Source organism: Nocardia sp. NRRL WC-3656, from assembly GCF_000720265.1.
Taxonomy (GTDB): Bacteria; Actinomycetota; Actinomycetes; order Mycobacteriales; family Mycobacteriaceae; genus Nocardia; species Nocardia nova.
Genome location: NZ_JOJF01000020.1, coordinates 14,351 through 27,937, shown reverse-complemented (window position 1 = coordinate 27,937; position 13,587 = coordinate 14,351). Strand labels below are relative to the sequence as shown.

Annotated in this window: 13 protein-coding genes; 4 read left to right on the top strand and 9 right to left on the bottom strand. The window is 68.9% G+C overall.

The window, feature by feature from the left end:
• Positions 1-232: 232 nt before the first annotated feature.
• Positions 233-928 (top strand): hydrogen peroxide-dependent heme synthase, encoded by a 696-nt coding sequence (hemQ, locus tag IG65_RS0123985; protein WP_030517202.1) that lies wholly within the window; start codon positions 233-235, stop codon positions 926-928.
• Between the two features lie 208 nt (positions 929-1,136).
• Here hemQ and msrB read toward each other — a convergent pair whose 3' ends face one another.
• The 4 genes from msrB to IG65_RS0123965 form a co-directional block, all read right to left on the bottom strand.
• The gene (msrB, locus tag IG65_RS0123980; protein WP_030517201.1) at positions 1,137-1,592 is read right to left on the bottom strand and encodes a peptide-methionine (R)-S-oxide reductase MsrB; all 456 of its coding nucleotides are present in this window, start codon (positions 1,590-1,592) and stop codon (positions 1,137-1,139) included.
• Between the two features lie 57 nt (positions 1,593-1,649).
• On the bottom strand, positions 1,650-2,987 hold the full coding sequence (locus IG65_RS0123975) for a glycosyltransferase family 87 protein (protein WP_231509392.1): 1,338 nt from the start codon (positions 2,985-2,987) through the stop codon (positions 1,650-1,652).
• Positions 2,988-3,105: 118 nt separating this feature from the next.
• Positions 3,106-4,671: an alpha/beta hydrolase gene (locus tag IG65_RS0123970; RefSeq protein ID WP_030517199.1), complete on the bottom strand. Its 1,566-nt coding sequence runs from the start codon at positions 4,669-4,671 to the stop codon at positions 3,106-3,108.
• Between the two features lie 32 nt (positions 4,672-4,703).
• Positions 4,704-5,495, bottom strand: a complete 792-nt coding sequence (locus IG65_RS0123965; protein ID WP_030517198.1) for a pyrimidine reductase family protein — start codon at positions 5,493-5,495, stop codon at positions 4,704-4,706.
• Between the two features lie 35 nt (positions 5,496-5,530).
• On the opposite strand from IG65_RS0123965, the gene zapE reads away from it, so the two are divergent.
• A complete protein-coding gene (gene zapE, locus IG65_RS0123960; RefSeq protein ID WP_030517197.1) occupies positions 5,531-6,550 on the top strand; it encodes a cell division protein ZapE in 1,020 nt (339 codons plus the stop codon).
• 81 nt (positions 6,551-6,631) lie between these two features.
• Entirely contained in the window at positions 6,632-7,438 is an 807-nt protein-coding gene (locus IG65_RS0123955) for a tyrosine-protein phosphatase (RefSeq protein ID WP_030517196.1), read from the top strand.
• A 48-nt stretch (positions 7,439-7,486) separates the two neighbouring features.
• Here IG65_RS0123955 and IG65_RS0123950 read toward each other — a convergent pair whose 3' ends face one another.
• Positions 7,487-8,023: a GNAT family N-acetyltransferase gene (locus IG65_RS0123950; protein ID WP_030517195.1), complete on the bottom strand. Its 537-nt coding sequence runs from the start codon at positions 8,021-8,023 to the stop codon at positions 7,487-7,489.
• Positions 8,020-9,258, bottom strand: coding sequence for an MFS transporter (locus IG65_RS0123945; RefSeq protein ID WP_030517194.1), 1,239 nt, complete (start codon positions 9,256-9,258; stop codon positions 8,020-8,022). Before IG65_RS0123945 ends, IG65_RS0123950 begins: the two co-directional genes overlap by 4 nt.
• A 268-nt stretch (positions 9,259-9,526) precedes the next feature.
• Between IG65_RS0123945 and IG65_RS0123940 the strand changes: the two genes are divergently transcribed.
• Positions 9,527-10,468: a hypothetical protein gene (locus IG65_RS0123940; protein ID WP_231509390.1), complete on the top strand. Its 942-nt coding sequence runs from the start codon at positions 9,527-9,529 to the stop codon at positions 10,466-10,468.
• A 2-nt stretch (positions 10,469-10,470) separates the two neighbouring features.
• On the opposite strand, the gene IG65_RS0123935 is transcribed toward IG65_RS0123940, so the two are convergent.
• The 3 genes from IG65_RS0123935 to IG65_RS0123925 all read right to left on the bottom strand — a co-directional run bounded on the left by IG65_RS0123935 (position 10,471) and on the right by IG65_RS0123925 (position 13,563).
• Positions 10,471-11,679, bottom strand: a complete 1,209-nt coding sequence (locus IG65_RS0123935) for a hypothetical protein (RefSeq protein WP_231509388.1) — start codon at positions 11,677-11,679, stop codon at positions 10,471-10,473.
• Positions 11,680-11,780: 101 nt separating this feature from the next.
• Entirely contained in the window at positions 11,781-13,199 is a 1,419-nt protein-coding gene (locus IG65_RS0123930; protein ID WP_051756760.1) for an MFS transporter, read from the bottom strand.
• 121 nt (positions 13,200-13,320) lie between these two features.
• Positions 13,321-13,563, bottom strand: coding sequence for a hypothetical protein (locus tag IG65_RS0123925; RefSeq protein ID WP_030517190.1), 243 nt, complete (start codon positions 13,561-13,563; stop codon positions 13,321-13,323).
• Positions 13,564-13,587 lie beyond the last annotated feature (24 nt).

The window sequence follows — 13,587 nt, the reverse complement described above, 5'->3', positions numbered from 1 at the left end:
GTGACCAGCCGACTGTCCCGTGGAGAACTCGATCGGCCCGCATCGGCCCGGAAGACAGGCCTGCGATCCCACGCCCTTGCCTCGCCGATTGCGGGCCGTCGACGCGCATCGAACGGGTGGCGGACAACCGATATCGGCCGACCGCGTGCGGGCGCCTGTATGCGAAGGACCGTGCCGAACAACACGGGTGCGGGCGTTCTGCTGGAAACCGCCCAGTGGCACGATGGAGGCTATGGCGCGACTCGATTACCAAGCTCTCAATTCGACCATCCGGTATCTGATGTTCTCGGTGTTCCAGGTCAAACCCGGAGTACTGGGTGATCAGCGCGACACCGTGGTCAAGCAGGCGCGGGAATTCTTCGACTCGCTCGAGGAGCGTGGCGTCGTGGTCCGCGGCCTCTACGACGTGGCGGGTCTGCGCGCCGACGCCGATTTCATGATCTGGTGGCATGCCGAGCGGATCGAGGATCTGCAGGCCGCCTACGCCGACTTCCGCCGCACCACCGATCTGGGGCGCGCGAGCACGCCGGTGTGGAGCAACGCCGCCCTGCATCGCCCCGCGGAGTTCAACAAGAGCCACATCCCGGCCTTCCTGGCCGGTGAGGAACCGGGCAACTACATCTGCGTCTACCCGTTCGTGCGCTCCTACGACTGGTACCTGCTGCCCGACGAGGAGCGTCGCCGCATGCTCGCCGACCACGGCAAGCAGGCCCGCGCCTATCCGGACGTGCGGGCCAACACCGTGGCCTCGTTCGCCCTCGGCGACTACGAGTGGATTCTCGCCTTCGAGGCCCCGGAACTGCACCGCATCGTCGACCTGATGCGCGATCTGCGCGCCACCGACGCCCGCAACCACGTGCGCGAGGAGATTCCGTTCTTCAGCGGCCCGCGCGTGGATGTCGAGCAGCTGGTCAACGCACTGCCCTGAGCCTCGACGCGCTGCCCTGAGCCTCGAAAACACCGCCCTGAGCCGCGCGATCCGCCGGTGCCCCCGGAATTCGGGGCGTGCCCGGATGCGGCCGGGCCCGTAGGGTCTTCCCGTCAGCTCGGTCGCGCGCCTGCTCGGCGCGCGATCCGCAGCGGTCGGCGGATCGCATCCGGCACTCTCGGGCGGTGAGCTTCAACCGGCGCCGCGATCAGCCCGCCGCGTCGTCCGAGGGGTGCAGGCGCAGCGCGATCGAGTTGATGCAATACCGCTTGTCGGTCGGGGTCGCATAACCCTCGCCCTCGAAGACGTGCCCGAGGTGGCTGTGGCAGTTGGCGCACAGCACCTCGACCCGGCGCATCCCCAGCGAGTCGTCGGCCCGCAGAATCACCGCATCGGAATCGGCCGGATCGAAGAACGACGGCCACCCGCAGTGCGAATGGAACTTCTCGGTGTTGCGGAACAATTCGGCGCCGCAAGCCCGGCAGGTGTAGACGCCGGTGGTTTCGGTATCGGTGTATTCACCGGTGAACGCGCGTTCGGTGCCCGCTTCGCGCAGCACCGCGTACTCCTGCGGGGTCAGCCGCGCCCGCCACTGCTGCGGGCTCAGCTCGATCTTGGGTGCCGGAAGCGATGAAGTCGCGGGCGAACCATCCTGTGAGCTCATGACGCGAGTCTAGTGGCGTCGCGCGACCATTCTCGGGCCGCGACCGATCACCGCAGGTCAGCGCAGCGCACCGGCCTCCGGCTGCGCCGTCGGTTCCATGGTGTCGTCGGCGGGCAGCGGTTCGTGGCGATCGATGCGCGGCGCCGGATCGGCAGTCGCGGCCGGAGCCTTGGTGGTCGCCTCGGGCAACAGGAACGCCGGTTCGATCCCCGAATCCAGCCGGCCCTCGCGCCGCGCCGCGAGATACCGGTCGCCGAGGACGCAGAACGTCACGATCAGCAGCAGCGCCCAGCCGAAGGTGACGCGCAGGTACTCGAGCGCCCGTCCGGTGCTCTGCCAGTGGTCGAGCAGCCATTTGTCGTAGGTCATGAACCCGAAGATCGCCAGCCAGGCCGGCCAGTTGCGCAGCACCGAATTGCGCAGCACCACCGTCATGAGGAACGGGAACAGCATCATCGAGTAGTACTGCTGTCCCAGACCCGACAGCAGCCAGGACGCGATCAGGATGATGCCCGCGGTGGTGCAGACGAAGAACAGTTCGTCCTCGCGGCAGTACCGGTACAGCAGCCACAGCGAGATCAGCACCAGCACGCCGAGCACGATGCGCATACTCCAGGTCAGCCATACCGGCAGTCCGTAGTACTCGGCATTGCCCGCGATCGCGCTGTTGAAGTAGTCGCGCGATTTGAGCAGATAGGGCAGCGTGCGGTGGACGAAGTCCATCGGATCCTTGGTCAGCGGCCACGCGACCGCCATCAGCACCACCGGCACGCCGATCGCGGTGATGAACACCTGCCACTGGCGGCGCGCCAGCGGTATCAGCAGCATCGGCGCCAGCGTCGGTTTGACCGCGATCGTGAGTCCCATGACCAGCCCGGCCAGCAGATCGCGTCGCTGCAGCAGCAGGTGGATGAACAGCACCTCGGCCAGCAGCAGGCACCCGTTGACATTGCCGAAACCCAGTGTGTTGATGACGGTTTCGGAGGCGAACATCAGCAACAGCAGCAGCGGCGCGGCCACCGATTTCGTCGAGAATTTGAACAGCCGCAGCAGCAGATACCAGGCCAGGACGATCGCCACCGCGTTGAGCGCGATGAAACACCAGCGCGATTTCTCCGGGTCGATCAGCGCGAGCGGCGCGATCAGCAGGGTGCCGCTGGGCGGGTACAGATAGTGCGGGTCGACCAGGTCGAAGTTCTCGCCGTAGATGGCGCGTCCGTTGAGGAAGGCCAGCGACGCCTTGTAAACCGGCGCGAAATCGTCGGTGATGGAGAAGTTGGTCCCTTTGACGATGACCTGATGCAGCACTGTGAGGATCGCAAACGGCCACAGTGCGAAGTTGAACACTTCGGCGGTGGTGCGAGCGGTGCGCGGCTCGAGCTGACGAAGGAACACTGGGGCACGGTACACCGGAAACCTGCGCGATGGTTGCGCGGACCCGCCGTCGGGCGTGCCGGTGACCGCTTTTGCCGGGTGTGCGCCCGGCCACTTCGTGCGTGGCCGCACGATAACCTCAGGCCGGGCAGGCGGTGCCGTCGGCGGGCAGGGTGCCGTCCTTCAGATAGCCGGCGATGTTCTGCTGCGCGCAGCCCGAGTGGGTGAACACCGGATGCCCCCAGCCCTGCCACTGCACGGTGGAGGTGCGCGCGCCCGCCGCACCCAGCGCGCCGGTGACCGAGGATCGCCCGTCGCCGCCGACGACGGGATCGGCGGCCGTACCCAGTACCAGCACCGGCAGGGTGAACTTGTCCGGCAGTCGCGGCGCCTGCGTCACCGGCCACGCCGAACATTCCATCAGTCCGGTCGCCGCCGCCTTACCGAAGGCGGGATATTTGGCAGCCCACTCGATCTCGAGCTGCTTGGCGCGGTCGGGGGTGGCGGGCTGCTGGTTGTCGCTGCAGCGGGAGACGAATTGCCCGTCGGCTCCCACCGCTGCCGCTTCCCGGGTGACCAGAGCCTGCAAAGGCCCCTGATCGCCACGTCCGGCCGCCGAGAGCGCATCGGCCAGTTCGGTGGTGCGCGCGGCCTGATCCGCGCGCGGGTCGCCGAGGAACGCGGTGATCGTGGTGGTCAGCGCCGATGCCGACAGGGTGCCGAGTTGTCCCGCCCCCGCCCGGTTGATCAGATCGGTGATCGCGGCCCGCGGATCCGCGCCCAGTGAGCATCCGAGATCGGCGCAGCGGCGGGCGAATCCGGTCAGCGCCGCCTCGGCGCCCTTCACCTGCTGTTCGGTGCGCGTCACCGCATCGGTGTTCGCCGGTTCCGGCGAATCGAGCACCAGCCGGGCCAGCCGGTCGCCGAATTTGGCGGCGTAGCTCAGCGCCACGCGCGCGCCGTTTCCGGTGCCCAGCAGATCGATGTGGTCGACCTGCCACTGCTTGCGCAGCTGTTCGATGTCGTCGGCGGCGTGCGGGGCGTCGAAGGTGCCCTGATAGGGCTGCAGGAAGTCCTGGCAGGCGACGGTGGCGTTCTGGCTCAGTGTCGCCACCGCATCCACCCGGTCGCCGCCACCGGGGGCGAACTGGCCGTTGTCGGCCAGCCCCTGCCGGGTGTCGTCGGGCAGGCAGTCGATCGGCTGGGAGCTGCCGATACCGCGTCGATCCACCCCGACCACCGGCCGGCTCGCCAGAATCGCCGCGCCCGGCCCGGAGACCAGACCGGCGACGGTCGTGGTGGAGGATCGATCGCCGCCGGAGGTCACTACCAGCGGTGCCGCGTCGGCGGGCGTCTGCGGCGTGCGCGCGCGGACCGCGGCGATGCGGAAGGTGCCCAGGACCGTGCCGCCGGAATCGATCGGCGCCGAGAACTCCGCGCAGTCGAAACTCACCCCGGCCGGCGGCGCACCGGTGCCCAGCGAGCTGAAGGTCGGTGCCGCGCAATCGTGCCAGGCCAGATCGGTTTTGGGGACCTGCGCCTGCGGTGGCGCCGCCGGCGCGGCGCTGGTGCTGGTGGCCGGGCCGGAGCCGCCGTGCGGTTGTTCCACCGCCACGCCCGGTCGCTGCGACGGCCCGGCACCACAGGCGGTGGTCAGCAGAACCGTCAGCGACGATGCCAGCAGAGCGGCGCGAGTCCAACGCATGCGCTACAGCCTGCCAGGTCCGGCGCGCCGTTTCAGCCTTGGGTGCGGCTGCGCTCCCACCGCGTCAGCACCGTGCCGTCGTCGTCGATCAATGCGTGGCGCAGACTCATGGGGGTCGGCAAGGCATTGGGCGACACCGCGATTCGGCCCGACGTGCCGCCGACCAGCAGCGGTGAGACGGTCAGGCACAACTCGTCGACCGCGCCCGCGCCGATCAGTTCGCCGAACAGCGACGGGCCGCCCTCGCACAGCACCCGCAGCAGTCCGCGCTCGCCCAGCACCCGGCGGATGTCGGCGGCGGTGACGGTGCTCTGCCCGGCCTCGATCACCTCCGCGCCGGTCTCGGCGAGCAGGCGTTTGCGTTCGCTGTCGGCCGCGGCGGTGGTGAGGATCATCGGCGGGCGCTGGGTGTCGGTGAACAGCCGGCACGCCGGATCCAGCGCCGCGCTCGCCGTCACCACCGCGACCGGCGGCGGTGCACCGTCGCGCGCCCCGCCCAGCCCGTGGTGGTGCAGGCGCATGCGCCGCCGGGAATCGGTGCGCGCACCGCCGTAGTTCTCCACGCGCGCGGTCCCGGCGCCGACGACGATCACGTCGGCCAGATCGCGCAGGATGGCGAAGACGGTGGCGTCGGCGGGCCGGCCCAGGGCGCCGGAGCGGTCGTCGACGGTGACCGCGCCGTCGAGGCTGGCGATGAAGTTGACCCGGATCCACGGCCGTTCCAGGGCCGCCGGATAGGTGTAGAGCTGAACCAGGTCGGTGATCTCGCCGGCACCGCCGGTGGTCAGTGCTGTGAACTGGATCGCATCGGGGACACGCTGCATAAGGTCCGATCACACCACGTCAGTACGCTACGAGCGTGCAACAACGCCTCGTCGATCGTCATCCGGAGGTTCCGGCCGATCAACTCATCGCCCAGATGGTGCCGCCGCCCACGTTCGACGAGGTGAGTTTTGCCTCCTACATTCCCGATCCCAAGGAGCCGAGCCAGGCCGCGGCCGTGCGCGCGGCCGAGGATTTCGCCGCGCGGGTGGGCAAGATTCATGCCGCCGCCGGTAAGAAGTCGCTGTTCGGGAAGAAGAAGCGGGTCGACGGCGCCGGGCTGTATCTCGACGGCGGATTCGGTGTCGGCAAGACGCACCTGCTGGCCTCGATCTTCCATGCCTCCCCGGGGCCGAAGTCGTTCGGCACCTTCGGTGAGGTGACGAATCTCGTGGGCGCCCTGGGCTTCACGAACGCGGTGGAACGTCTGGGCGGCAACAGCGTGCTGTGCATCGACGAATTCGAACTCGACGATCCGGGCGACACCATGCTGGTGTCGCGGCTGCTCACCGAACTGACCGCGCGCGGCGTGTCGGTGGCGGCGACCTCGAACACGCTGCCCGATCAGCTCGGTGAGGGCCGGTTCGCCGCCCAGGACTTCCTGCGCGAGATCCGCAAGCTGGGTTCGCTGTTCGACACCGTCCGCGTCGACGGCCCCGACTACCGCCACCGCGATCTGCCGCCCGCGCCGGAACCCACCGATCCGGCGCTGCTGTCGGAAAAGGCCGCGGCCACAACGAATTCCACGCTGGACGACTTCGACGCACTGCTCACGCACCTGAGCACGCTGCATCCGTCGAAGTACGGTTCGCTGATCGCCGGGGTGTCGGCGGTCTACATCTCGGCGGTGCACACCATCACCGATCAGGCGGTGGCGCTGCGGATGGTGGTGCTGGCCGACCGGCTCTACGACGCCGGGACACCGGTCACCGTGTCGGGCGCGCCGCTGGACAAGATCTTCTCCGAGGAGATGCTCGGCGGCGGCTACCGCAAGAAGTATCTGCGCGCGATCTCGCGCCTGCTGGCGCTGTCGCGGTTCGAGGTCCCGGCGGGCTGATCCCGGTTCGTACAGCGTACTGTCGGGAGGCGAATTCCCTACCATGGACGACTGTCCAGTTTCCCTCTGAACGGAGCTGACATGGCCCATCGTTCGATTCGCCTCGCCGCCACCGTCGCCGCCGGCGCTCTCATCGCGGCCGGTCCGGCGCTGGGTGTCGCGGTTGCCGCCGACCCGCCCCCGGCCCCCTCGTCGGTCTCGGTGCACACCGAAGACCGGTCGCTGCGTCTGGCCAGTGTGCAGAACGCGCGCGATATCGGCGGATACCGCACCACCGACGGTCACGTCGTCGAGACCGGCCTGGTGTTCCGCACCGCGGACCTGAGCAGATTGTCCGACGCGGATTCCGCCGCGCTGTCCGCACGCGGGCTGCGGGTCGTCGACGATCTGCGCACGAGCTACGAACGCGCGCTGGGGCCGGATCGGGTACCGGTCGGTGCGACGCTGAATATTCGCGATGTGATCGGGCAGGCTCCGCCCCAGGTCATGGCCTCGACGCTGAGCGCGGGCAGCGACCTGTATCGCGCGTTCATCACGGCTCCCGGTGCGAGCGAGGCGTTCGCCGGTGTCCTGCACGACATCGCCGGCAGCGACGGTTCGGTGCTGTTCCACTGCTCGGCCGGGAAGGATCGCACCGGCTGGACCGCGGCTGTCCTGCTGACGATCCTCGGCGTGGACCGGGAGACCGTGAACTACGACTTCCTGCTGTCGAACTACTACCGCGCCGCCGCCGAGGGCGACGCGGTCGACGGAGTGCTGCAGTCGGCCCTGGACTCCGCCTTCGATCAGGTGAATCAGAGCTACGGCAGTTTCGACAACTACGTGCACGACGGACTGAAGCTGACCGACGGCGATATCGCGGCGTTGAAGGCGAAACTGCTCGCCTGACCGGCGGTTTCGACGGGCGGGTCGAATCCGGTTGCGGAACAGCCGGATTCACACCTGCCGTTGCATCACGAAGTCGTGGCATACCTGATTGCCGACGGTGAAGGTCTTGGTGCCGACTCGGCGGAAACCGTGCTTGCCGTAGAAGCGCTGGGCCCGCTCGTTGCGCTGGTTGACTCCGAGCCAGACCACCGAATATCCGCCGCGGCGAGCGTAATCCACCACCGCGTCCATCAGGGCGGTCGAGACGCCACTGCCGTGGTGGCCGGGCATCACGTACATCTTGCTGATCTCGAGCGCAGGGCGGGCCGCGATCATGGCGGCGACCGCGGGATCGACCGGTTCACCGGAGATCAGCATGGTGTAGCCGACGATCTCGCCGCCGACGACGGCCTTGAGCACGATCCGCTGCGGATCGCTCAGATACTCGCCGAACCGTTCGCCGGACAGCACCTCGGTGATGAAGGTGTCGATGTTCTCCTCGGTCAACTCCGGCGGGCACGCCAGGGGAAACGTCGCGGTCGCGACGTCGCTCAATTCCTCCGCGTCCCAAATTCCGGCGCGGTCGACGACGACTTGCTCGGTCATGGGTCCAGTACAACATGTCCGGAACGGGTCGCCGACAGCTCGCCGGGCGCCGGGCGCGGCCGGAAGAAACGCGCGGTGGCGATGAGGACGAGGGCGAACAGCAGCGGGATCACGAACCCGGCCCGCAGGCTCGACGCATCGGCGACGGCCCCGACCACTCCGCCACCGATCAGCGTGCCCGCGTAGTTGAACAGATTGAGCCGGGCGATCACCGCGTCCAGTCCGCGCCCTTCGGTCAGTCGCCCGGCCTCGCTGAAGCACAGCGGTGCGATCACCGGCAGGCCGAGGCCCGCGATGAGGAATCCGGCCAGTGCCGTGGCCGGTCCGGGCGCGGCCATCACCAGTGCCAGGCCGAGCACGCCGATCCCGGCGGCCACCCGGACCACCGCCCGCGCGCCGTATCGGCGCACCCACCAGTCGCCGCTGAGCCGGGTGAGCAGCGAGGCGCCCTGGTAGGCGGCCAGCGCCAGGGCCGCCGTCGCCGACGAGGACAGCAGATCGTCGGTGAGATACAGCGCAGACCAGTTGCCCACCGCCAGATCGATGGCGAACACCAGCGCCATCGCGATTCCCAGCGCGAGATACGCCCGCAGGGCAACGGCCGCAACGGTTTCGGGCGCCCGGCCCGATTCGGCGGGCTGGGCCTCGGCCTGGCCGGCGCCGAGCAGCCGCGGCCCGAACACCAGACTCGCCACCGCGACCACCGCGGCGGCGACGGTGACGGCGTACGGCAGGGTGATCCCGACCTTCTCGCAGCCCGAGACGAACAGTGCGCCCAGAATCGACCCGGCACTCCACGCGGCGTAGAACGACGACAGCACGAACCGCCCGTATCCGTGCTGAATGAACACCGCCTGCATATTCGTGCCCGCGTCGACCATGCCGACCGCGACGCCGTAACAACCGAGCGCGATCAGCGCCACCACGATGTTCGGCGCGATCGCGATCGCCAGTCCGGTCACCGCTATCAGCGCGAGCCCGGCCCGCAGCGCCACCCGGCTCGACCAGTGCACCGCCACCCGCTCGGCCAGCAGACTGCCGCCGGCGGCCAGGCCGGAGATCATCACGACCGCGACCAGGATGACGGTGTCGGTGAGCCCGAGTCGATCCCGCTGCTGCGGCAGTTCGGTGAGGACGACCGCGAGGAAGAAGCCCTGCAGCGCGAAGGCCACCGAATTGGCGGTGCGGGCGGCCCGCAGCGTGGTCGATACAGGAATGTATCCGCGGTCGAACATCTGCGCAGCCTAATGGGTGAGAGCCCGGCGGCGGTAGCGGAGCGCCAGAGCCTCGCACCCGGCAGGAGAAGTTCCGGCTTCGCAACGTCGCGATTACGCCGCTGTCCGATCGCGGGCGATTCCGCAGTTCACCGGACTCGATGATCACGTGGGGCTCCCGGTTGGATAACGAAACCGGTCACGGGGACGTGTAGCCCCCTGGCACGTGCGGCACTCTGGATACAGCGGGCCGCACGGGCCGCTGGTGCACGGGTAGGGGAGTGGTCGCGTGAGTACGACAGAACGGGCCGAGACGAGGCAGCAGACTACGACGCTGGCTCCCCTGGAGCCGGTGAAACTGCCTGTGGTGGAGCCGAATCCGCGCGGACATCAGGCGGGTGACCGGTGTCGCGAACCCGGCTGTGGCAACTGTCACTGGGATGTGCAGCGGCTCAAATACTGGTTGCGCGGCAGGCTGCTGGCGGCGGGCGCCGACGATGCCGAGGTGGACAAGCCGCTGGGTGCGCAGACGCCCGGTCTGCTGTGGCGGCGTGGGAACCGGTTGTGTGCTATCGAGGTGCGCAGCGCGCCGGTCTCGATCGAGCACGCGCGCAAACGCACGGCCCGGTTGAAGGCGGTGGGCTGTGACGAGGTGTTGTGGCTGTGCCCGACCGGATATTGGATCGGGCAGATACCGGCGCTGGGCGTGGACGATTTCGCCGCTGCCGGATGTGAGTACCGGGCATTGTCGGGTGGGCTGGTCATCGATTCCGACGGTATCCTCAGCCCCAGGGAAACCCCCTGGGAAATAAGGGAATTCATCGATGGCTGGGTCGCGGGCGAGTTGGCCTGCGGCTATCTGGACGAGGACACGAGAGGGTGGGCGACGGTGAGCGATTGGGAGGCCCACACCCACGCACAGGCGATGATGATCGCGCAGCAGCGGCAGGAACTGCTCGACCAGCGCACCGAATTGGCCTTGGCGCGCAGGGCGACTCGCGACAAAGCCAAACAGATGCACAAGATGATGCATCGGCTCGAACGCTCCGAACTCGTCGCCGGTGAGCTGGACGCGGTCAAACGCCGGCTGTCCGATCGCGACCGGCTCGAGGCCGGTCTGCGGGTACGGATCGCGCGTCAGCGCGAAGCGGTGCTGCATTGGCAGCTGATGACCTGTTTCGCGATGCTGGTGATCGTGACGTTCATCGTGGCGGGTTTCATGTTGAAGTGAGGTCAGGTCGCGCCCAGCCGGAACGGGGCACGATCCCAGCGCCAGCCGTGGCGCAGGGCGAGCGCGATCAGGTCCACCGGTTCCAGGCCGGTCTCGTCGACCAGGCTCCGGAATTCGGCCCACTGCACGGCGCCGGTGGCGAGCCGGTTGCGGAGGATGTTCTCCGAACGGGCGGACACCGTGTGCCGCAACAGATCCGGCTCGCCGAGCCGGCTGCCGGTGAAGACCAGCCATCCCCAGCCGCGGGCATGCGCGTGCGCGCGGGCCGCCTCGAGCCGCACCCGATTGGCGTGTAATCCCAACTGCCCCAAGGCGACCACGTCGGCCAGTAGCACGCGTCCGTCGGTCAGTCGGGCGGCGACGGTGGGACAGTAGGAGTCCGCCACGCCGTCGACGGTGAAGTCGACGGCCACGGGCCGCTCGGTGTAGCTGTCGACCTGTTCGCCGTCGTCGAGCATGCGCAGCAGCCGGGCTTGCAGAGCTGTGTCGAATGTGGTTTCGCGGCCGAGCTTCTCGGCGAACATGTGGCCGCGGGCATCGTCGTCGGCGTCGACGGTCGTGATCGGCAGTTCGGGCAGGTCGCCGGGATCGCCGCTCGGCCAGTCCACCCGTCGCAGCAGCGGAAGCAGTTGCCCGGCAGCGGGTTCGGCCGTGCGGGGGCGATCGAGATGCCACCGGCCACGCTGCTGCCAGCCCGCGATGCGCTGGAAGACGAAGCCGGCCACCCGCTTGGCGTCGATCAGCGAATGCCCGGCCAGCCGCAACTTCAGATACGCCAGATCCTGGGCGGCGATATCGCAATCTCCGACATAGGTTTCGGTGAGCAGCGTCCGGGTCAGCCGCTGATCGCCCCACCCGACCGGATACTGGTTGGCGAACACGGCCGGATCGGGATGGCCGGTGGCCTGCACACGCCGCAGCAGCTGCCCCGCCGCTCGGGTGTAGAGCTGGCGAACCCGGTCGCGCGAGAGTTCGAAGCGGGCGCCCAGCAGCGTCAAGGTCTCCGGGCGCACACCGTCGAGCCCGAGCCGGCGGGTGAGCAGCTCGCCGTCGCGGGGACGTTCCTCGGCCTGGGCCGCGACCATGTCCGCCAGCGTGTCGGCCATCTGCTCGGAGGTGAAGGAGATGCCGTCGCGCAGGTCGTCGAGCAACCCGGCCTGTATCTCCTCGATCCGGTTGGTCGTCACCACATGCCTTTCGCTGTCTCGCACGTCCTTTCGAAAGCCTATGCCTTCGTACGGGTTCCGGGCGCTCGAGCGCGGGCGTGTCCGCGATGTGGCTGATCGATTCAACGGCGAGCCGCTTCGACGGTTCAGCGGCGCGCGGGTTCGGTGAGGCGGCTGTCTCGGCCCCTGTCGGCCGCTCGCGGCCCGCCGGCCTCCACGGCGAAGACGGTGATCAGTAGCGCGACCACCCACGCGAGAGTCGAGCCGGCCGCCAGCCGGTGGATGGCGCCGACGAAGCCCGGCCCGGTCGGCGATCCGGCCACCGCGCCGAATATCGCCACACCGCAGGCGGTTCCGACCTGCCGGGCGGTATTGGACATTCCCGTCGCCAGGCCGGACCGGTCCGCCGGTGTGGCGCGCACCGTCGCCGCGACCACCGATGTCGTGATGAGGCCGGAGCCGCAGCCGAGCACGGTGAAGCTCAGCAGGAGTCCGCCGCCGCCACCGCGGCCGTCGAGCGTGAGCAGCATCGCCGAACCGCATGCCGCGAGGGCGCAGCCGATCGCGATCGCCGGGCGCGGGCCGTACCGGGCGGTCAATCGTCCCGACACCGGCGCCAGCAGCACCAGCGGCAGGGCCAGCGGCAGCACGCTGACGCCGGCCGCGACGGGGGAGTGCCCCAGCGTGTCCTGCAGATACAGCATGCCGATGAACAGGATGCCGTTGAAGATCAGGTTCATCATCAGGGCGACGACATTGGGAGCGAGAAAATCCTTGTGCCGCAACAGGTCCACCGGCAGGAACGGATGAGCGCTGCGCCGGGACGAGACGTAGGCGCCCGTCAGCGCACACACCGCGACCACCGCCGCGGTGCCGACGACCGCCGTCCCCGCGTGGTGCCCCGCGGAGATGACGGCGAACACCAGCGCGCTCAGGCCGAGGACGAATCCGGCCAGTCCGAGCACGTCGACGCGCTCGCCGAGCCGCGGTGGTGCGGCCGGTACCACGATCCGGGCCGCGACGGTCGCCGCGATCGTCAGCGGCACCGCGATCCAGAAGACCGGCCGCCACCCGAGACGGTCGACGAGAATTCCGCCGAGCAGCGGTCCGGCCGGCAACGCCAGCGACGACACCGCCGCCCAGGTGCCCAGCGCCTTCGCCTGTTCCGCCCGATCCGGGAAGACGTCCGCGATGACGGCCATGGTGCTGGGCAACAGCAGCGCCCCGCCCACGCCCTGGACCACCCGCGCGGCGATCAGCACCCCGACCGACGGGGCCAGTGCACACGCCAGCGAGGCCAGTCCGAAGACCGCGAATCCGGCGAGCAGCATCCGGCGATGCCCGATCCGATCGCCGACGGTTCCCGCCGCCAGCAGCAGTCCCGCGATCGCGACCACGTACCCGTCCACCACCCACTGCAGCGATGCGATGTCGGTATGCAGGCCGCGACCGATCGCGGGCAGCGCGACATTCACGATGGTCACATCCAGCAACACCAGAAACATCCCGGCGCACATCACCGTGAGGATGGCGGCCGCGTTGCGAACCTGTGGAGTCGAAGTCATATCCGCAGTGTCGGTGCGCAACCTTTCGGTGTGGACCGAAGTATCGGCGATGAAGCAGGGGGTGAGACGAACAGCGTCCTGCCACAGCTTCTTTCGCTCACCGCCTCCTGGTGGCGCAGCGTCAGGTCCGGCGGCGGAACCATCGCCGACGCCGGCGACTGCGGCGGTACACCACAGCGGTGACCCGTGCGCCCAAGGAATCGGTCACGTGGAAATACTCGCCACCGAGGTCGGCGGCGGCATAGGCGATCTCGTCGATCGAGCCGTGGATATCACCGGCACCGAACGCGCTCAGCGTCATCTCGACCGTTCCGATCCGATCGAATCCCTCGGCCGGAGGCACATCGAGTTCCTCCGCACGCATACGCACCACCCCAATGTCGGCCGA